Annotated in this window: 12 protein-coding genes and 3 pseudogenes; 9 read left to right on the top strand and 6 right to left on the bottom strand. The window is 48.6% G+C overall.

Annotated features, from left to right (window positions below):
- Nucleotides 1-39 precede the first annotated feature (39 nt).
- Nucleotides 40-1,199 (bottom strand): IS3 family transposase gene (locus ACSBPU_RS18940; protein WP_442598427.1). Its coding sequence is split into 2 segments (ribosomal slippage): nt 40-956 and nt 956-1,199, totalling 1,161 coding nucleotides; the frame shifts between segments, so codons are not numbered across the junction.
- Between the two features lie 64 nt (nt 1,200-1,263).
- A complete protein-coding gene (locus ACSBPU_RS18935; RefSeq protein ID WP_442598425.1) occupies nt 1,264-1,959 on the bottom strand; it encodes a heavy metal response regulator transcription factor in 696 nt (231 codons plus the stop codon).
- Nucleotides 1,960-2,349: 390 nt separating this feature from the next.
- Between ACSBPU_RS18935 and ACSBPU_RS18930 the strand changes: the two are divergent.
- Nucleotides 2,350-3,550 (top strand): annotated as a pseudogene (locus ACSBPU_RS18930) (IS3 family transposase).
- 13 nt (nt 3,551-3,563) lie between these two features.
- Here the strand turns inward: ACSBPU_RS18930 and ACSBPU_RS18925 are convergent.
- From ACSBPU_RS18925 to ACSBPU_RS18915, 3 genes and pseudogenes are all read right to left on the bottom strand, one after another.
- Nucleotides 3,564-4,910, bottom strand: coding sequence for a heavy metal sensor histidine kinase (locus ACSBPU_RS18925; protein ID WP_442593343.1), 1,347 nt, complete (start codon nt 4,908-4,910; stop codon nt 3,564-3,566).
- A complete protein-coding gene (locus tag ACSBPU_RS18920; protein WP_442593342.1) occupies nt 4,910-5,599 on the bottom strand; it encodes a heavy metal response regulator transcription factor in 690 nt (229 codons plus the stop codon). Before ACSBPU_RS18920 ends, ACSBPU_RS18925 begins: the two co-directional genes overlap by 1 nt.
- A 1,610-nt stretch (nt 5,600-7,209) precedes the next feature.
- Nucleotides 7,210-8,762, bottom strand: a pseudogene (locus tag ACSBPU_RS18915) (IS3 family transposase).
- Between the two features lie 23 nt (nt 8,763-8,785).
- On the opposite strand from ACSBPU_RS18915, the gene ACSBPU_RS18910 reads away from it, so the two are divergent.
- Nucleotides 8,786-9,889: a porin gene (locus tag ACSBPU_RS18910; protein ID WP_442593341.1), complete on the top strand. Its 1,104-nt coding sequence runs from the start codon at nt 8,786-8,788 to the stop codon at nt 9,887-9,889.
- Between the two features lie 153 nt (nt 9,890-10,042).
- Here ACSBPU_RS18910 and ACSBPU_RS18905 read toward each other — a convergent pair.
- A pseudogene (locus tag ACSBPU_RS18905) lies at nt 10,043-10,186 on the bottom strand (integrase core domain-containing protein); the annotation flags it as partial.
- Nucleotides 10,187-10,608: 422 nt separating this feature from the next.
- Here ACSBPU_RS18905 and ACSBPU_RS18900 point away from each other — a divergent pair.
- From ACSBPU_RS18900 to ACSBPU_RS18870, 7 genes are all read left to right on the top strand, one after another.
- Nucleotides 10,609-11,016 (top strand): GtrA family protein, encoded by a 408-nt coding sequence (locus ACSBPU_RS18900; protein ID WP_442593340.1) that lies wholly within the window; start codon nt 10,609-10,611, stop codon nt 11,014-11,016.
- Between the two features lie 239 nt (nt 11,017-11,255).
- On the top strand, nt 11,256-12,509 hold the full coding sequence (locus ACSBPU_RS18895; RefSeq protein ID WP_442593339.1) for a TolC family protein: 1,254 nt from the start codon (nt 11,256-11,258) through the stop codon (nt 12,507-12,509).
- An 8-nt stretch (nt 12,510-12,517) separates the two neighbouring features.
- Nucleotides 12,518-13,996 carry an efflux RND transporter periplasmic adaptor subunit gene (locus ACSBPU_RS18890; RefSeq protein ID WP_442593338.1) on the top strand — a complete coding sequence of 493 codons (1,479 nt, stop codon included), beginning with the start codon at nt 12,518-12,520 and terminating at the stop codon, nt 13,994-13,996.
- Between the two features lie 12 nt (nt 13,997-14,008).
- Nucleotides 14,009-17,167, top strand: a complete 3,159-nt coding sequence (locus ACSBPU_RS18885; protein ID WP_442593337.1) for a CusA/CzcA family heavy metal efflux RND transporter — start codon at nt 14,009-14,011, stop codon at nt 17,165-17,167.
- Nucleotides 17,168-17,368: 201 nt separating this feature from the next.
- A complete protein-coding gene (locus tag ACSBPU_RS18880; protein WP_442593336.1) occupies nt 17,369-19,273 on the top strand; it encodes an LTA synthase family protein in 1,905 nt (634 codons plus the stop codon).
- A gap of 90 nt (nt 19,274-19,363) precedes the next feature.
- Nucleotides 19,364-19,756: a diacylglycerol kinase gene (locus tag ACSBPU_RS18875; RefSeq protein ID WP_442593335.1), complete on the top strand. Its 393-nt coding sequence runs from the start codon at nt 19,364-19,366 to the stop codon at nt 19,754-19,756.
- Nucleotides 19,757-19,928: 172 nt separating this feature from the next.
- Nucleotides 19,929-20,960 carry a glycosyltransferase family 2 protein gene (locus ACSBPU_RS18870; protein ID WP_442593334.1) on the top strand — a complete coding sequence of 344 codons (1,032 nt, stop codon included), beginning with the start codon at nt 19,929-19,931 and terminating at the stop codon, nt 20,958-20,960.
- Nucleotides 20,961-21,100 lie beyond the last annotated feature (140 nt).

Raw genomic sequence — 21,100 nt, 5'->3', positions numbered from 1 at the left:
TAACGCTTCGGCACTACACTTTGAATCGACCCCGGTTTTCTAGACAGTCCCGTTCTTCAAAAAATAACGCTTTTCGTATTCCACCGGCGGTAGCTGCTGCACATAGCCATGTCGTCGTTTACGGTTGTAAAACATTTCAATGTAGTCAAAGACGTCAGCCCTGGCCTGTTCCCGCGTGGGATAGACTTTTCGACGAATACGCTCGCGTTTGAGCAACTGAAAGAAGCTTTCTGCGACCGCATTATCAAAGCAATTGCCACGCCGACTCATGCTGGGCGTCAGCTTGTGATCGCGTAGGAAGTCACGCCAGTCGTGGCTGCCAAACTGACTGCCTTGGTCGGAATGAATGATCACCTCCCCGGCAGGGCGACGACGCCAGACGGCACTCAGTAATGCATTTAGAACGAGCTCTTTGTTGATCGTATTGCTCATGGACCATCCCACCACCTGACGGGAGAACAGATCCAGCACCACCGACAAATACAGCCACCCTTCATGTGTACGGATATAGGTGATGTCGGTTACCCAAGCCTTATTGGGCGCTGGCACATCAAACTGCTGTTGCAAGTGGTTGGGTGCTACAGCACTGGGCCGACCGTATTTGTGTCCAGGACGGCGTCGATATCCCGTTTGGGAGCGTATTCTGTTTTGGCGCATGAGTCGGGCGACGCGATGCCGACCGCAATGCTCGCCTATGTCACGCAAATCATGGGTGACCTTACGGTAGCCGTAGATACGGCCACTGTCTTCCCAGCTTTGTCGAATCAGCCTCAGTAACCGACCATCTTCTCTGGCCCGGCGACTCTCAGGATTGCGTCGCCACGCATAGTATCCGCTGGGATGGACCTTCAGTACTGAACACAGTCGGCGAACGGGATATTGTTCTGCGTGGTCCCGAATAAAGGCGTACTTCATTGGGACTGCTTCGCAAAGTACGCCGCGGCTTTTTTTAAGATATCGCGCTCTTCGGTAACACGCCGCAACTCTGCCTTTAGCCGACGAACCTCGCCCGCCTGATCAGCTTCCCGGCGCACTGCCGTGCAATCTGCTTGCCCATAGCGCTTACGCCACTGATACAGGCTGTGGGCACTCACTCCCAACCGCTCAGCAACATCGGCCACTCTGTGCCCACGCTCAGTCACCTGGCGAACGGCTTCGATCTTGAATTCTTCGGTAAATCGCTTCGGTTGTGCGCTCATGCTCATGACACCTCCAGATATCCTCATTATGAGGCAAATGGGTGTCTAGGGTAGCCGGGCCGATTCACTTTATTTTTGAGCCACGGTGCTCAATCGTGTATCCCATGCCGCGTACAGTATGGAGTAACTTTACAGGAAACGGGTCATCAATTTTTGCACGCAGCCTTCTAATCGCTACTTCAACAACGTTAGTATTGCTGTTAAAGTTCATGTCCCAAACTTGCTCAGCTAAGACCAACCTTGAGACAATCTCACCATGCCTGCGTAATAAGAAAGTAAGTAGATTAAATTCTTTTGCCGTAAGCTCGATTCTACGGCCTGCTCTAGAGACTCTCCGGCGAAGGATGTCTAGCTCCAAATCGTGCACTTTGAGTACGTTTTGGCCCATACCGAGTTCGTCGCTTGAAGTTCTTCTGCTCAATGCCTGTACGCGGGCTTGAAATTCAGAAAGAGCAAATGGCTTGAGCAGATAATCATCAGCACCTTGTTGCAGACCGCGAACACGGTCTTCTACGCTGGTTCTCGCCGACAGGATCATCACTGGAACTCTGTCTTGGTGGCGTATTCGGCGCAAAACCTCAAAGCCATCAATATCTGGCAGACCGATATCCAAGACAATAAGATCATATTGAGTCTCGGAGGATAGTTGTAAGCCGCTGATGCCATCTATGGCAATATCAGCGATATAACCGTTCTCGGTAAGACTCATACGTAAAGTTTCAACAAGTTTTTTTTCGTCTTCTATAAGAAGGATTTTCATTGGCAACATTATGAACTATTCTCTTTGGAAAAAATGAGCAAGAGTAAATCCAGCTCATTACCAGGTCGGTTTTGGTGGCAATGAAAATGCACATCTGCTGTTGAGGCAATATTGCATAAGCCATCATAAGTGATGACTATAGGCTTTCAGTATCGTCAGAAAGCAAACCTAATCATTACTAATTTGCAAAGCAAATGAATGTCTGGCGTCATATCTGTGAAAGATTTGAAGCTGTCATGCTGTATTAAGTAATGGGTATGTGTGTTTTATTGACCGCAGTCAACGCTTTGCTCGGATTTATTATATTTTTGGATGGAGCTTGATAAACTGAATCGACCAGGGTTTCGTAGACACCTTGCAGCCTAAAATTTAGGCACCTAGGAGGTGGATATGAGCAGTAAGCGATACACGGACGAGTTCAAGGCAGAAGCAGCCAAACAGGTCATCGAGCTGGGCCCGGCCAGTTCGGGAGGTTGCCGAACGGCTCGGAGTCAGCAGCTACACGCTATATGAATGGGTAAAGGCACGGCGCCGCTCCCCCGAGGCAAGGCAGATCGGGGGCATCGAGACTACCGAGATCCGGCGCTTGAAGGCCGAGCTGCGACGAGTCACTGAGGAGCGTGACATCTAAAAAAAGGCTGCCGCGTACTTTCCCAAGGGGTGAGGGCAAAGTACGTGTTCATGCAAGCGCACCTGAAGAAATTTCGCGTCTCCAGCATGTGCCGCATCCTGGGCGTTGAGCGCAGCGGCTTCTACGCCTGGCGCAAGCGCCCGGAGAGCGCACGCGCTAAGGACGATCGCCGGTTGACTGGCTTGATAAAGCAGTCATGGCTGGAGAGCGGCACGGTCTACGGCTATCGCAAAGTCACGCAAGATCTCCGCGATCAGGGTGAACGATGCACCAAAAACCGTGTCGCTCGACTGATGAACAGCGAGGGCGGCTTACGGGAACAGCTTAGCTATGGTCGCCGGTTTCGATCTCGTGCCGGACAGGTATTGGTCGTGGCGCCCAATCGACTGGACAGGCACTTCAATGTCCAGCGGGCCTACACGGCATCGGGTCACAGACATCACCTATATCTGCACCCATGAGGGCTGGTTGTACCTGGCAGAGGTCATCGACCTGTACTTGCGGCAGGTAGTCGGCTGGGCCATGGACGGTAGGATGCAGTCCGATCTGGTTTTGCAGCCACTACTGGTTGCCGTCTGGCGTCGAAAGCCGTTGCTCGGGCTGATGCTGTACTCTGACCAAGGCATCCCAGTTCACCAGCCAATAGTGCCAGGCACTGCTGAAAACACAAGGTATCGTTTGCTGCTTGAGCCGACACACGGCAACTGCCACGGCAAAGCCGTGGCTGAGAGCTTCTTCCAACTCTTAAATCACGAGCGCATCAAGCGTCGAGCCTACATGACTCGCGATGCAGCCCGAAGCGATATCTTCGTTTATATCGAGATATTTTACTGCCCTGTGCAAAGGCATAATTCCAATGCGGCCTATTTTCCGCGCGGTTTGAGGAGCAGGCTATTCTATCAGGCTCGTAAGCGTATACAGAACCGTAGTCGATTCACTGGCCATAGGTGGCAGAAGTAATTACTAAGCTAAATCACGATGTATGTTTACTAATAGTGAATCCAATCTGTGTGTGTCCGAGAGCTGACTCTACGAAAGGTTGACCTCCGTGCATTCTTGCAATAGCTGAAACTATCGCCAAACCCAGGCCGTGGTGGTTGGCATTGTCTGTTCTGGATGAATCTGAACGATAAAATCTATCAAATAGTCGCGTTAAATCAATCTCATTTATTTCGATGCCATAGTTGCAAACAGAGATTTTTACAAGGTTTTCATTTTCAGATGATATTTTTATAAGAACTTCGGAGTCCTTGTCACTGTATCTTACGGCGTTTGAAATTAAGTTTGAGACCGCGCGTTGAATAAGTGAGCGATCTACCTTTGCTATTGCATCGCCTGTTATTTTAAATAGCACGCCAGCTTCAAGAGCTTCCGCTTCATGGTAATCACTAACTTCAGAAATTAATTCATGTAAATTTGACATATGAACATAGCGTGCTTTTGCTCCGCGATCTGCATTAGATAAAAGGAGCATGTCATTAATAATCGCAGTCATTCTTTGCAGTTCTTCCAGGTTCGACCCTAGAATATCGTAAATCTCGTTTACTGGCCTCTTTGCAGCAAGTGCGAACTCAGTCTCACCAACGAGGTTGGCGAGAGGAGTTCTTAGTTCGTGAGCAACATCTGCATTAAAACCTTCCATTTGAATATAGGCTCGTTCAAGGCGATCTAGTAAGGCATTAAATTGAACAACCAGAGGCTTTATTTCTTCCGCAAGATTATTTTCATCTAACCTTTGGTTGATGTTGTCAGGTGAAATTTGAGTGGCTTGATATCTTAGTAATTTAAGTGGGCTAAGTGATTTTCTTACAATGAAATCGCCCAAAAACGAAACAACTAGTGCTCCTATAAGAGCACAAGAAAATAATGTCCAGGCGAGGGCTGCTCTCAGTTTTACATCGGATGTAGTATCAAGAAATAGCTCTGCGATCATTTGTTCGCTAGAATTTACAGGCGAGGGAATTGAAAAGCTGAGGCGCTTCAAGTTGCTGCTTGCGGTTTCTTGATGCTGTTCACCATATATATTTACCGGGCCCTCGGTCCCTTCAACAAAAAGGCGTAAGAAGAATTCAGAACGGCCATAAAAAAAATCTGTTAGCTTATGGTCTAGTGTATTAAAGTCTTTCTTTGCGGTGAATTCTGCTACGAGATGCTCAATAACTTCTCTTTTTTGGTGTAAAAGCGCTTCTTGCCGAGATTGTAGGCTGAGATTTGTCGAAATATACACGACCGTACAGACTATGCCTAACGCGACAAAAGTAAGTATTGCAAGCCGGCGTGATAACCATTTGCGCAATGAGATGGGAGACTTTTCTTCCATTATTCTTCTCTTAACTCTAATACATATCCCATGCCTCGAACGGTATGCAGCAACTTAATGTGGAATGGATCGTCCACTTTTCCACGCAATCTGCGTACTGCTACTTCGACGACATTAGTATTGCTATTGAAGTTGATATCCCATACTTGTTCTGCCAAATCGAGTCTTGAAAGAACCTCTCCTTTCTTACGCATCATTAATGCCAGCATCGCAAACTCTTTGGCTGTTAGATCTAAACGAATTCCATTTCTAGTTGCTCTTCTACGTAATAAGTCTAGCTCTAGGTCTCCAACCTGCAAGATATTTTGTTTTGGCGATTCTGTTATATTGCTTCCACGTCGACGTCCAAGAGCAAGAACTCTAGCTAATAGCTCTGAAAGGGCAAAAGGTTTTACAAGATAATCGTCTGCACCGTCTTGTAAGCCTCTAACTTTATCCTCTACCTTATCTCTAGCTGTGAGCATAAGAACAGGAACTCGATCTCTCTTACGTAGATCAGTGAGAACTGTAAAGCCATCTTTTTCAGGCAGCATCACATCGAGAAGAATCAAGTCATATTGAATCTCTTGCGCCAGATGAAGCCCGCTAACCCCGTCATACGCGACATCAACCACGTGATTGTGCTCGGACAGTGCTCGTTTGAGATACTCTGCTAACTTACGCTCATCCTCAATAACAAGAATTTTCATTTGTATTGCCTCTAGATTTACTTCATAAATCTGATATGAATGGAAAGATATCTCAGAAGGTTGTCCGTAGATCAGAAATATCGTGTGGCTGTATTATTATGCAGACTATTGATTGAATATTCATATGAGCCATAGTTCGGTCTTGGGATGTGCGGTCACAACATTCTAAGATGTGGAAACCATCACAAAACAGTCGTCAAGATTACGAATTTGTAATCTTTGGGCCTTGCCGCTTGGTTCGGATCTACCTATCCATACTGCAAGAGAAAATCTAGTTGGCCCGTTTTTCGCCACATGAAGATATGTAGGATGGCAGCGAAGTCAGACGAATTTCCATCCATGAAGGATGCTTCCTTATGAGCAAGCCTTGACAGTAGTTCGCAAAGTAATTTCTCCATTGTCAAATATTTGCCCAAAAAAGGTAAGGCTGTGCGGCCATGGCCAACTGTTTTTGGGCAACTGTCCAGCCCTGTTTGGTTGCTTGTTATTGTAGGACGACATCCGCAGCTTGATGTTACGCTTCACCAGATACAAGTCCGGATAACTATTTGTACTGTATGGTCGTGTCGAGCTGATCGACATAGACTCTCTACTGCGTGCGGCTCGGCTAGGTGTACTCGATCCTAATGAGTCATATGCTCGCCAACTTCTCTATGGCCATACTCAGGAATTCTGGGCCTTGGCGGAACGCATGGACTACGATCTTCCTCTCAAGCAGAGGGCTGCAAGAAGAAGATTGTGCTTTAGGATCGTCAACCACGCTTGATTCACGCCGGTCGGTACGTCCAACGATCTTAGTGCGGAGCGAACCTTGACGGGCAGGTTCAATATGAGCATGAGATTGATTCTGTCCATACACTCATGCTTCCCACTGAAGCCACGTGCATTGCGTAGATAAAAAAGTCAGTCCAAGACCCAGTTACGGCGATTGAGCGTCAGGCGGAGAGGTCAACCGCCGATTTCGTCGTTCTCTTCGTCCATTTCACAACATACAGACAGTCGATGTGGCTAACTTGGAAACCTGGCTGGCGACTTAGAGCAGTCGGCGTCGCTCTTGCATGCCTCATGGGGCATCTCGCGGCAGACAGTCTTGTTGTTTCTTTATTGGGTTCTTGTGTCAAGATCTTGTCCTTGGGATTAGCCTTAACGTATATCTTGAGCAGTCAATCGTTCTTCACATCAGCGGTCTTCTCATAATTTCGGCTGTCCATTAATCTTGACATCTTTATGTGATAGAAATCAAGAATAAGAAAACCCCTGTTCCGACTGCGACATCTATGTGGAGAGAATGCTTATTGATCACAGCTACGGATGATTTCTTAAATATATGGTTGCTATTTATTCAAGAGTTTTATCTTCAAAGATTACAGATAACAATCATGAAGATTACATTTATGTCTGAATTCTTGATATTAATATTTATTACATAAACGATGGGTTGAATGGATGATTCCTCAGGTCGCGTATCGAGGTTTTTCATTCAACTGCCATTTTTTTTGTTGGTTAATATTAGGAACTCACATGCGTAAATCAGCATTTGCAATTATATTGGCAAGCTTTACTGCTTCATCGGTTCAGGCCGGCGTCTGTCAAGGTAGTTGGAACATGAGTTACGCGGCTTCTAATACTTTCTGATCTTGGGTAAATGATATTTCCTTCTCGGGATTCAGCCAGACGCTACCGATGGGTTGCCAGTTACGGGTGTTCCCCGACCAGCGCGCAGGGTGTTGAGCACGAGCCACCTGATACAGCGCATGACGTCGCGCAAGTATGGCGTGATCCTGGCCGGCATGGCGCTGAGCAGGCGTGACGTAACGGATTTCGCTGTGACGATGAAGGTCGTTGTACCCATGCACGAATTGCCCCACCCACTTACGAGCGTTAACCAGGTCTGCGAAGCCAGACGCCGGGAACGTAGGATGATATTTGCAGGTGCGAAACAAGGACTCAGAGTAGGCGTTATCGTTCGAGACGCGCGCACGGCTGTGCGAGGGTGTGACGCCTAATTCTTCAAGCTTGGCATGGATGGTCGAGCCTTTCATGGCCGAACCGTTATCGCCGTGTAATACCAAGGGGTGGTGGGCGCATTGCTCACGTAGCACGGCGCGTTGAATGACATGGGCGCTGTTGGCCATGTTTTCCGATTCAAAGACTTCATGGCCCACGATCTTGCGGCTGTAGATATCGATGATCAGATACAGATAGAGGAACTGGCCGCGAACCCGTGTGGGCAGATACGTCACATCCCAACTCCATACGGCGTTCGGATGGTCGGCACGATGGCGACGGGGTGGCCCCTTGTGCCGAGGCGCCGCCTGTCGACCGCGCCGGCGCTGTTCTCCCGCCGCATGCAGAATGCGGTAGAAGCTCGACTCCGAGGCCAGATAGCGCTGCTCATCATCCAGTAGTCGCGCCACGATCTGCGCTGGGGGCAAGCTCGCGAACTGCGGCTGGTGGCAGACGTCCAACACCGCTTCACGTTCTTTTTGACTCAGCGCATGGGAAGGGGTCGGTCGTATGGCGTGGGGCCGTTTATCCTCACCTCCACCGGACCAGCGCCGGTAGGTGTTCTGTCCGATCCCCAGCTCAGCACAGACGCTACGCAGGCGAGCCCCGCTTGCCACGGCTTCATTGACCAATTCCACAATTCGGCGGCGATCTATGGCATTGGTCATTTTTCCTCGTCCCCCCAGATCGCCTGAACTTTTTTTCGCAGCACCAGTAGCGCTGCCGTTTCAGCCAACGCTGCCTCCTTGCGGCGCAGCTCCCGTTCCAGCTCTCGAATCCGTTTACGTTCGGCCTTGGTCGATTCCGATTGCCGCTCTGCCGCCAGGTCAGACTGGTCATTGGCCTGCTCACAACTGGCGCGCCAACGGCGAATCTGTTCGGGATACAAACCACGACGCCGACAGTATTCAGCCAACTCCTCTTCAGTCAGCGCGGCCGTCTCCAGCACAGCATTGAACTTCTGCTGGGAGCTCCAGCCTTCCGTGGTCGGCGATGCGTTCGGCAGCAAACGACCCGTGCGACGGGCTTGTTTGCGCCAGTTATACAGCGTAGCAGCCGAAATACCTTCTTCGGTCGCCAGCTCGCTGACCGTACGGTTGTAGGGCGCCTCCAGCTTGGCCAGGATGGCCTCACGGCGCTCAGGGGAATACTTCATGGGAACCTTCTCACTGCCCCGGGTTGGATATTCAAACTCTAACATCTGTAGAGGTTCCAACTAGTCTGGCAGCGGGGGAGGCAAACGAATCGCTTACGCTGTATGGCTTGGTAGATGGGGGGGGTGGGTATACTCGGTTTGAGAGTGAAAGTGGCAAGGCATCTAGGAGTGGTATGTGGGATGGTGGGCAATCAAGTAATCGCTGGGGGATTCGTGGTGTTGAAAATCTCGGAGATGGGCTTTCCGCGGCTTTTAATCTCGAAGGGGGGTTTAGTCTAGCAGATGGAAAACAAGGGCAAAGCGGTAGGCTTTACGGAAGGCAAGCTACGCTTGCTTTAAAATCTGAATCTATAGGTGAGCTAGCCTTCGGTCGTCAAGGAAATATCGGGTATCATTGGTTGACTAGTGTGGCAACACCATTTGGAAATAATTTTAATCAAGCAAGATCCGCCGGAACATTCAGTGTGGCGGAAGTACGCTACGATAATCAAATACAGTATAAATCAGCAAAATTGTCAGGATTTCAATTTGGATTGGGATACTCTTTTAATGCTGATGGTGAGCAGCGGTATACAGTAGATGGGAATTCAAATCAAAATGTTCGTGCTCTTACTGCAGGTGTGCGTTATGAATCGGGTCCGCTATCGGCTGTTGTCACATATGATCAATTGAAGGATGCGGGTAACAATTCCGGAACTACAGCGAAATCATGGAATCTTGCCTCTAGTTATGATTTCGAGGTATTGAAAGTTCACCTTGGGTTTGGTATTACCAATGATGGATGGTTTGGTACGCCTTCTCAACTGAGAAATTCTGATCTATCAATTGGAAGTATCAAAGCTTTCAATGATGGATTTCGCGCATATTCATATAGCGTAGGGGTGAGCATTCCAACAGGAACAGGTGGAAAAATTCTTGCCGGTTGGGGGGGGGTGTCTCCGCGTAAGAATGGAGTTGCTTATCTTGGTAGGAATCTGGCAACGCAACAGATCATAAGCTTGGCATATAGTCATAAGCTCTCGTCTAGAACGTCGGCGTATGTCTTAGGAACCTATGGTAAGAATATTGCATTAGTCGCTGGAAATAAAACCCAGTCGTTTGGTGTTGGTTTGCGTCATAGCTTTTAGTAACGCTCTAGCGCTCTAGCGCTGTAGCGATGTTGTGACATCTTTTGGTGCGCGCATACTCTTGATAAAGGGGGAGTGCGCGTACCATGATGTTCTGGGTGTTTGTATATCGGTAATGCCTCCGTTCTTACTGGGCAGCAGAAGTAGAACTGATGCGGACATGCTCAGCCGCTGCTTTGGTGTGAACCCTCCCAATGCCATATTCCGGCGTTCGTGATTGTAGGACCATATCCAGCGCGTGGCGTGGTCCTGCGCATGCACCAGGTCTTCCGACTCGTACTGTGACAGCCATTCGTACGTGTCCTTGTTAGCAAGTGCTGAGGCGGGTGAGCTCTGTACTACTCTACCGTCGATATGCTGTGAGTTCACATCAGGCGTTCAGTTGGTAGGCGATATCGTTTAAATAATAATTTGCCTTGATGTAACGCCCAAAAAAAACCGGGCACAGCAATTTCTTGCTGTGCCCGGCGACGTTAACCACTCCCATCGCGGAGGTTGGCTCTCGTCTACGGAAACTAGTCTAACGAACTAAGGCAGTGAAAGTGAATTTACTGGTTTGTTCCTTATGATTCGTAGTGCATGTGAAGAATTATAGAGAAGCGATCAATACAGATTGCGAACATCAAAATTACTTTTTTGTTATGAAAATATCATATTAATAGGCTGGTGTTCTTCTGGGCTTCAGGTCAATATTGCGTTGGTTATCGTTTTCGTGGTCAATGATGATTTCAACTCTTCATAGAAGGTATGATCGGCGTATAATTTTTCAGTTATTGCGTTTTTCTTTAATTGGCGGTCTAGCAACTATTATTCATTGGTTCGTCGCATCCTTAGTATACAAATATTCTGGGCTAAATTTGAACTTGTCAATATTAATTGGCTGGTCTTTTGCTGTGTTTGTTTCTTTCTTTGGGCATTGCTATTTAACTTTTGTGCATTCCTCTAAGGTCGGGTTGAGTGTATTTTGGCGTTTTTTCGTTGCATCAATGTTCGGTTTTCTTGTGGGGCAACTTATAGCAATCGTAGGAAGTAAATGGCCTGTTTATTATCAATATGCCATTGTTCTTTCGGCAATTTTTCCGGCATTTATTTCATTTTTTTTGGGAAAATTATGGGTTTTTAAATAGCACCAGAGTCAGCGGGGCTGGATTTCAACGAGTGTCCGATATAAATGATAAGTGTGTAATTGATTGTTTGGTTTCGCGAGGATTGCCGAATTGTCATTTTTGGGTCGCGATTGTGACGCTATCAGTTGAGTAAAGTGAGGCTTGTCGTGTCACTGTGCCGTGAGATCCATCACGAAGTCTGCTTTTCGTGTGTTCGGCAACTTAGTGGCTGTTTAAATTCTTCCGGCTTGCTACTTCCTATGCGCTTAAAAGCATTAACAATATTGCTACTTGCTGCGAATGTTTTGTTGCTTCCCCAACTTGGGGCTCAGCCCGCCAACGAAAAAATAGCAGAAAAACGAGCTAACTCCCAGAAAATATTAAGTTTGAAAGACGCAGTTGCTGTGGCTCTTGAGGTGAATCCACAGTTATCAGCTTCGCGTTATGGGTTTGAGGCTACTCGGGGGCTGGCCGACCAAGCAGGTCTTCTACCCAATCCGATTCTTGAGGTTAGCGTGGAGGATCAACAACGATCAACCCGAACGACTACTACCGCCTTGAGTATACCGATTGAGTTGGGCGGCAAACGTGCGGCAAGAAAATCGGCGGCGCGACTGAACAGCGAGGTGGCTGGCCGGAAGTATGAAATTGCGAAGGCTGATGTACGAGCTGCAGTTACCGCGCGATTTTTCGACGTTGCTGTTGCTCAGGAACTGGTGCGAGTCAGCCTGGAAATGCAAGAGATTGCACAGAATGCACTGCGCATAGCAATCAAGCGAGTCGAGTCGGGGAAGGTTGCCCCGTTAGTGCGCAATCGTGCGGAAGTTGAATTGACCAACGCGCGTATGGAACTTCGTCAGGCAGAGAGTGATCTGATCGCCGCCAAGCATGAGCTGGCTTTGTTGATGGGAGAGTCGAACGTCACTTTTGATTCGGTCCAGGCCTGCATCAAAGATCTGCCGCCTCGCCCCACGTTGGATGAATTAAAAGCAAGCTTACAGACGTCGACTCGCTTTGTTGCGGGAAAGCTGGCGGTTGAGGCCAGTGCAGCAGAGCTGGAAGTTGAGAAGAGTAAACGGTATCCCGATATCACGTTGACAGGCGGGGTGTCAAGAGATAACGAGGTAGGACGAAACAAGGTTCAGATCGGCGTTTCTATTCCGTTGCCTTTGTTCGATAGAAACCAAGGCAATGTATATGCTGCAAAAATGCAATCCTACCAGGCGCAGGACAACTACAGAGAAATGCAGACGCGTTTGACGGCTGACTTACTGCGTGCTGTATCCCGCTACGATGTTGCCGAATCAGCGGCACGAGACTATGTCGAATCAGTACTCCCCAATTCTAGAAAAGCATATGAAGCTGCTCGAAAAGGGCTTGAAGCAGGGAAGTTTGGCTATCTAGAGGTTTTGGACGCGCAACGTGCGCTGTCCGCCAGTAGCACTGCCTACTTGATGACGCTATCACAGGCATTTCAAGCCCGTGCAGATATTGACCGACTTATTAGCCGATGAGTAAGAAAATGAACTTTAGCCGACTCCATAAACACAATATTCTTCTCATCGCACTTGCGCTGGCATCCATGTTGTTTATATCCATACCTGCCATGTCGGCGTCAACCCAAGATGATCATAGTTTGTCCGAGCATGAATCTGGTATTACGGGCCCCAATGGTGGGCAACTGGCACAAGACGACGACGATACCCTAGAGGTTAACTTGGTAGAAGAGGGCGGGGAAGCGCATCTCGTGCTCTGGGTGTCTTCAGGGGGGAAACCTGTTCGTGTAAATGACGTTTCAGCAAAAGCTGTCCTGACGCGACCTGGGGGAGAAGTGCAGACAATAAGGATGCAGGCTGTCGGAGAATACTTGAAAAGTACGGAACCAATCTCAGAACCTCACTTCTTTGAGGTAGATGTTGAAGTTTCATGGGAGGGTCGCCAAGAGCCTCTCAAAGTAAGCATGCACAAAGAGGAGGGTTTGATTTCCTTGAGTAAGGAGCAAATCGTTGGGGCCGGATTAGAGATTAGCGAAGTTGGATCGGCCAATCTGGAAAATCGTGTGCGTTTTCCAGGTGAAATAAAATTCAATGCAGACTGGACCGCTCGTATTGTGCCGCGCGTTTCCGGTGTCGTGCAGCAAGTATCGGCTGATCTAGGCCAAACAGTCAAAAAGGGGGATGTGCTTGCTACGCTGTCTAGTTCTGTGGTTGCTGACTTACGTAGTGAGTGGTTGGCAGCGAGCAGACGCCGTGAGCTGGTAGCCGCAGCGTATCGTCGCGAGCAGAAACTATGGAAAGAGCAGGTTTCCGCTCAACAGGACTATCAGCAGGCCAGGACAGCTTTGCAGGAAGCTGATATCGCAGTTCAGAACGCCGCTCAGAAACTTTTGGCTATCGGTGCGCAGCCGTCATCTAAAGAACTCAGTCTTATCGAGATTCGTGCTCCCTTCGATGGAGTAATTGTCGAGAAAGATATCGCTTTGGGTGAAGCGCCTTCGGATTCAGAGAGTGTTTTTACTATATCCGACTTGAGCTCCGTATGGGCAGAGTTTGTCATAGCGCCAAAAGATATTCAGTTGGTTAAAGTCGGTGAAAGTGCCCGTGTAAGTTCCACTTCATTTGCCGGAGAAGCTGCAGGCCGAGTTTCATACATCGGGTCCTTGGTCGGGCAGCAAACCCGCGCGGCTACTGCGCGTGTCGTACTGAAGAACCCTGACATGGCCTGGCGTCCTGGCTTATTTGTGACGGTCGAAGTAGTAGTGGAGAGCAGCAATGTCTCTTTGGCAGTCGGCAATGAAGCTATCCAGACCATAGATGAGGAGTCAATCGTTTTTGTTGAGGTGCCTGGTGGATTTCTTGCTCAGCCGGTAAAACTTGGTAAGGCGTCATCTGATAGCACTGAGATTCTGACTGGTTTGAAGCCAGGTATGCGCTATGTGACAGCTAATGCCTTCGTGTTGAAGTCCGAGCTCGGTAAGGCTTCGGCCGATCACGCTCATTGAACGGGGCGTGACATGTTTGATCGACTTATTCAGTTCGTAGTTGAGCAACGGTGGCTGGTTTTCCTCGCTACGCTGGGAGTGGCCGCGCTCGGAGTTTTCAATTATTCCCGCCTTGCTATCGATGCTGTTCCCGACATAACCAACGTTCAGGTTCAGATTAACGCCAGCGCACCTGGCTATTCGCCACTTGAAACTGAACAGCGAATTACTTACCCAATCGAAACGGTGATGGCTGGCCTACCGGGGCTGCAGCAAACCCGCTCCCTCTCGCGGTACGGACTTTCCCAGACGACGGTCGTATTCGAGGATGGCACTGATATCTATTTTGCTCGCCAATTAGTAAATCAGCGGTTGCAGGAAGCTAAAGAGAGTTTGCCAGAAGGCATCACACCTATTATGGGACCGATTTCGACGGGACTAGGAGAAATCTTCCTATGGACGGTTGAGGCCGAACCAGATGCAAAGAAACCTGATGGCAAGCCTTATACGTTGACCGATTTGCGGGAACTGCAAGATTGGGTAATTAAGCCTCAGTTGCGCAATGTGCGAGGGGTAACGGAGATTAATACTATTGGCGGCTACGCTAAGGAGTATCTCGTGGCGCCAGATACTGAACGACTTTCGTCATATGGTCTGTCGTTGGCAGATATCCTAACCGCTATCGATCGAAATAATAGTAATGTTGGTGCTGGTTATATCGAGCGAAAAGGTGAACAATACCTTATTCGTGCGCCTGGCCAAGTGAAGTCAATATCCGATATTGAAAACACATTACTAAAGACCGTTGATGGGCAGGCGATCCGTGTGCGGGATGTGGCTGAGGTGTCAATAGGTCGAGAATTACGTACAGGTGCAGCTACAGATAACGGTAGAGAAGTTGTGCTCGGCACCGCCTTCATGTTAATTGGAGAAAATAGCCGAAATGTTTCTCAAGCGGTTTCGAGTAGGCTGGAGGAAATCAACAAGACACTTCCGGAAGGTGTCTCAGCTATCACTGTCTATGATCGTACAAACCTCGTGGATAAGGCAATTGCGACGGTCAAGAAAAATTTGCTGGAAGGCGCGGCGCTAGTCATCGTGATCCTGTTCATTTTTCTCGGCAATTTACGTGCAGCACTTATCACAGCGATGGTCATACCGCTGTCCATGTTGTTCACGTTTACTGGGATGGTGAGCTATAAAGTCAGTGCAAATCTGATGAGTCTTGGGGCATTAGACTTTGGCATCATCGTGGATGGGGCTGTTGTGATCGTCGAAAACTGCGTGCGACGTCTCAGTCATGCTCAGGAGCGGTATAGTCGTCCATTGACCAAAAGCGAACGCTTTCAGGAAGTATTTGCGGCAGCACGCGAAGCTCGTAGACCTTTGCTGTATGGTCAACTCATCATTATGGTCGTGTACCTGCCAATCTTCGCGCTCAGTGGTGTCGAAGGCCGGATGTTCCACCCCATGGCATTGACCGTGGTAATGGCCTTGCTTGGCGCAATGATCCTGTCTGTCACCTTTGTGCCAGCTGCGGTTGCGATGTTCATGGGAAAGAAAATTTCTGAAAAAGAAATACGGATAATGACATGGGCGCGACGTCGCTATGAACCTCTACTTGATTTTGCGCTGCATCGTACACCTGTTTTGCTGGGTGGAGCGATAGCATTTCTCTTGATCTGCGGATTCATTGCATCGAGGTTGGGGAGTGAATTTATTCCCAATCTGAATGAAGGGGACATGGCGATCCAAGCCTTGCGAATTCCGGGAACCAGTTTAACTCAATCAGTTAACATGCAAAAACAAATTGAGGTTCGGCTTAAAGAAAAATTCCCTGAAATCGAGCGTGTTTTTGCTCGTACCGGCACAGCTGAAATTGCGTCTGACCCAATGCCGCCAAATATTTCTGATGGCTATATCATGCTTAAGCCAATCGACGAGTGGCCAACTCCCCGCAAGAGCCATGCTCAATTGCTTGAGTTAGTTCGTGAAGAGGTATTGAAACTTCCAGGAAACAATTATGAATTTTCTCAGCCAATTCAGTTGAGATTCAATGAGCTGATTTCTGGGGTGCGCAGTGACGTTGCCGTCAAAATTTTTGGTGACGACAATGAGGTGTTGAACAGGACCGCAGCCGAAGTGGCCGAGGCTCTCCAGATGATTGAAGGCGCGTCTGAAGTTAAGGTCGAGCAGACAACAGGTCTACCCGTACTGACAGTATCAATCGATAGAGTCAAAGTAGCACGTTATGGTCTAAGTGTTACCGATGTGCAGGACACGCTGGCAACTGCCGCAGGCGGCCGCCAGGCAGGTACCTTTTTTCAGGGTGATCGACGCTTCGATATAGTGGTGCGGCTACCCGAGCAAGTCAGAGAAAACATTGATGCGCTCAAAAATATTCCAGTTGCATTGCCGAGAGCGGAGGATCAGTTACAAAGTGCATATATTCCCTTGTCAGAGCTTGCAACGTTCAATCTTGCCCCTGGACCCAATCAGGTTTCTCGTGAGGATGGAAAGCGTCGCATCGTAGTCAGTGCCAACGTGCGCGGGCGCGATCTTGGTTCTTTCGTGAACGAAGCGGAAGAGGTTATTGCGGAGAAGGTGCAGATACCGGCTGGTTACTGGACTGCTTGGGGAGGTACTTTCGAACAGCTTGAGTCCGCGACTAAGAGACTTCAAATCGTTGTACCTGCTGCCTTGTTGCTTGTTTTTGTACTGCTCTTTGCTGTGTTTGGCAACATTAAAGATGGTCTGCTTGTATTCACTGGAATTCCATTTGCTTTGACAGGAGGCATTCTTTCCTTGTGGTTGAGAGGAATTCCCTTGTCCATTACTGCTGCAGTTGGATTCATTGCGCTGTGCGGCGTGGCAGTGCTCAATGGTCTAGTGTTGTTGTCATTTATCCGTTCTTTACGGGACGAAGGCAGGTCCTTGGATGCTGCAGTGAGGGAGGGAGCGTTGACCCGACTGCGTCCGGTTCTAATGACTGCACTGGTGGCTTCCTTGGGATTTATTCCCATGGCGATTGCCACTGGCACCGGCGCAGAGGTACAGCGACCACTGGCCACGGTGGTGATTGGTGGAATTATTTCCTCTACCATCCTGACTCTATTGGTTCTCCCCGCGCTGTACCGTCTTGCTCATCGCAAAGATGAAAAAGTTCAAGAGCTCGTTGAGTCAGCGGTATAGAAACTGAAAGCTTAGGAAGGTTCATCCTTCCTAAGCTTTCGTAAATGTAATCCTAAAGTCCGGTTCGTGTCGTAGATAAAAAAATAAAGTAGCGCCCTTATTCCTTGTAATTAGGGCTCCATATTCTGCGCATTTTTAGATTCGCAGTGGCGAAGGTGGTTTCGTCTTAAGAGTATGTAGTTCATTCTCTTTGATGTGGACATGTATTCGCAAATTTTTGCATTTATTCTAGCGTCCTTTTCTCTATTGTCATTAGGCCGATTCGGCTTAGTTGTTTGGCAATGGCGACGGGTTAACGAGTCACAGGGGATGTGGAGCATACTTAGGGGTGGACTAAGAATAGACGCGCATCTGATTGCCATATGTGTAGCACCTGCGGTGCTTGTGGCTCCCTGGTTGTCGGGCTCTAATGTGGCTGCTGCGGTCATTGGCGCTTGGTTTCAGATGGCTTGGATACTCATCTGCTTGCTTGAATTGTCTACTCCTCTGTTTATTGTTGAATATGATACGCGTCCGAATCGACTTTATGTAGATTATTTGAAGCATCCGAGAGAAGTCTGTGGCATGATCTGGAAAGGCTATAAGACAGTGGCGGTTCTGGTTGTTGCAGGACTGCTTTTTTTGTCTGTTATGGGTCGTTTCCTGTTTACAGCTTGGGGACCAGGTTTCTCGCCGTCGGGGCTCATAGAGCAGAGCGGAATATTGTTGGCTAGCAGCTTGCTGGTTTCTCTGGCAATTCGAGGTACGCTACGTCATCGGCCTATCAACCCGTCAACTGTGGCATTTTGCAGCGATCCGCTGCTTAATGCTTTAGCCCTAAATTCTTTGTACAGCGTGGCGTACGCCGTCTACAGTATGAAGAATGAGAGATCACCCGCAGATGCCTACGGGGAACTGCCTGAGCAAGAAGTCATAGCCTTGATACGTCGGCAAGCCTTCATGTCACCGACAATCGATTCGGCGCAGATTCCCACCTTGCATAAGCATGGATCAGTGACTGTACATCGCGATCCTACCCCCCGACATATTGTGCTAATTGTCGAGGAAAGCTTAGGTGCTAAATACACCGGCCATCTAGGCGGTTTGCCTCTGACTCCAAACCTTGATGCGTTAAGCGATGAAGCTTGGACATTTACACGAGCCTATGCCACAGGTACTCGTTCGGTGCGAGGTCTTGAGGCGCTTGTGGCCGGATTCCCTCCTTCACTCTCGGACGCCGTACTCAGGTTGCCGGGTGCGCAGTCGCGCTTCTTCACTTTGGCTCATCTGCTTAAAAACCAAGGATACCGCTCGCGTTTTATTTATGGAGGTGAGGCGCATTTCGACAACATGAAGGGTTTCTTTCTTGGCAACGGATTCGAGGAATTGCATGATCTCGAAACATTTCGCCATCCTAAGTTTGTAGGAACGTGGGGGGTGAGTGACGAGGATATGTTTGATCGTCTTCACACCCTACTTTCCGAACGATCTGTGCAGCCGACCTTTACTTTGGCTTTTTCTGTCTCCAACCACTCCCCTTGGGAGTATCCCTCTGGCCGTATCTTGCCGCAAGGTGAGCCGGCAACAGTGGAGAATACTGTTCGCTATGCTGATTGGGCTCTTGGCCGCTTCTTCGAGCAGGCTCGTCGCAGTTCGTATTGGGATAACACCCTATTTCTTGTCGTAGCAGATCATGAGGCAAGGGTCGGCGGTCAGCAGCTAGTACCGGTAAAATATTTTCACATTCCCGCGATGATTCTGGGTGGTGGTGTAAAACCACGCGTGGACAAACGCATTGTGAGTCAAATTGACTTGCCAGTTACTCTTTTGTCCATGTTGGGGATAGAGACAGAGCACCCGATGATTGGTCATGATCTAACAGACCGACAAGCAGGAGGGCGGGCGCTGATGCAGTATGGCGAGAACTTCGGTTATCTCAAAGGTGATCAATTGGTCGTTCTCGAGCCGAACCGCCCTGCGACACAATGGCGCTACACAATTTCTAATGATTTGATTGCGGTACTCCTGGATGAGCAATTACGCCGTGAAGCATTGGCGCATGCTTTGTGGCCTGATCTTGCTTATCGGACAGGAAGCTATACGCTTCCAACGTTGAGAAGCGTATAGCAAACGAATACCATGAATTGATCGATAAATATTTCGCTGTGAGATATATATCTAATACTATGAATCTTGAAGATTGTCAGAAGGGTAAAAATGAGAAATTCTGAGAGGAAGAGCCCATTCAAGAGTCATGGTGGAATTGCGCGGATAGGCAATGCATTTTCTTACTCGGTGTCTGGGCTTAAAGCGGCATTCTTGAATGAGGCGGCATTTCGCCAGGAACTTTTATTATTCGCATTTCTATTACCTCTATCCTTTGTCGTGGGGCAAACCTTCTATCAGTGCATATTGTTGATTCTTGTCTTGTGTTTGGTGTTGGTTGTAGAACTGATCAACAGTGCGATTGAAGCTGTTGCCGATTCTGTCTCACTAGAATGGGATGCCAGATTAGGCCGTGCGAAAGACTTAGGCAGCGCGGCGGTCATGTTATCGATCCTTTGTGCAGCTAGCGTGTGGTTAGCGTTCATATACAAGCGGATATTCTGACAATAGCTTGCCATGATGGTGGGTTCGGGTTGAACGGCCATGAAACAGTTGTGGAGGCTATGGATGACGAAATTTAAGTCTCTTAAAGCATTACGTATATGTAATTTTGAAGTCTGACTGCTGTCGTGCTCACGTCTATAGAGTATTGTTTTTTTATTAGACCCAATATTTTATGAGCACGATCCAGACTGGTAGCAAAGCTGAGCCTCCCGATGCTGGCGCAGTAAAGTTATCAATAATAATCCCGTTTTTGAACGAACAAGAGGTTTTGCCGCACTGTCACGCAAGGTTAAGCTCCGTTTTGAATGTGATGGGGGAGCAATATGAAATACTTTACGTTGATGATGGAAGCTCTGACGATAGCGTAGCCACCCTTGTCAATATTACGCGTGAAAGCACTAAAACGAAAATTATTCGGCTGAGTAGAAATTTTGGAAAAGAGGCCGCCATGAGCGCTGGGCTTGCCCACGCCTCAGGTGATGCCGTCATTGTGCTGGATGCAGATCTGCAAGATCCCCCTGAGCTAATTCCAGATATGGTGACTGCGTGGAAGGCCGGAGCGGACATAGTCGCAATGCGGCGGCGATTCCGCGATGGCGAGGGATGGTTCAAGCGCCTTTCAGCGTATGCGTTTTATCGTATTTTGAACCGATTGAGTAGACCAGCAGTCCCATCCGATACTGGCGATTTTCGTTTGATGAGCCGGCGAGTCGTTGATACCTTGCTGCAATTGCGGGAGCGATGCAGGTACATGAAGGGGCTATATGCCTGGATTGGATTTCCAACAACCATTATTGAATATGATCGGGAACGGCGGGCGGCAGGAAAGACGAAATGGAATTACCTTTCTTTGCTTGGGCTCGCCTTTGAGGGCATTACCTCATTCTCGACGAAGCCTTTAAGATGTGCAACCATCATTGGTGCATTCGCGGCGCTCCTTGGTGGTTCTTTCGGATTTTGGATTATCTTCAAGACAATTTTCTTTGGTGAAGATGTTCCTGGGTATCCGTCAATGATAGCTGCCATCACTCTCTTGAGCGGCATCCAGTTGTTAACCATAGGATTGCTTGGAGAGTATGTCGGAAAAACATACATAGAAGCGAAACAGCGGCCGGTTTACGTTGTGCGAGACGTGATCGAGTCACCTTTGCAAAGCATTGTCGACCCCACGGCAGGAAATGGGGGCGGCATTGCTTATTACTAATCGCCGTTTTATATGTGCGCTGGCTGTTATAGCCTTGGCGCGACTGTTTGGCATGATCGTCATGCCACTCATGGATACGTCAGAGCCACGCTACGCCGAAATAGCTAGGATTATGGCAGAGACAGGGGATTGGATTACTC

Origin of the sequence: Parapusillimonas sp. JC17, from assembly GCF_052180245.1 — a bacterium.
Classification (GTDB): Bacteria; Pseudomonadota; Gammaproteobacteria; order Burkholderiales; family Burkholderiaceae_B; genus Parapusillimonas.
This window is presented reverse-complemented; position numbering and strand designations above follow the sequence as displayed.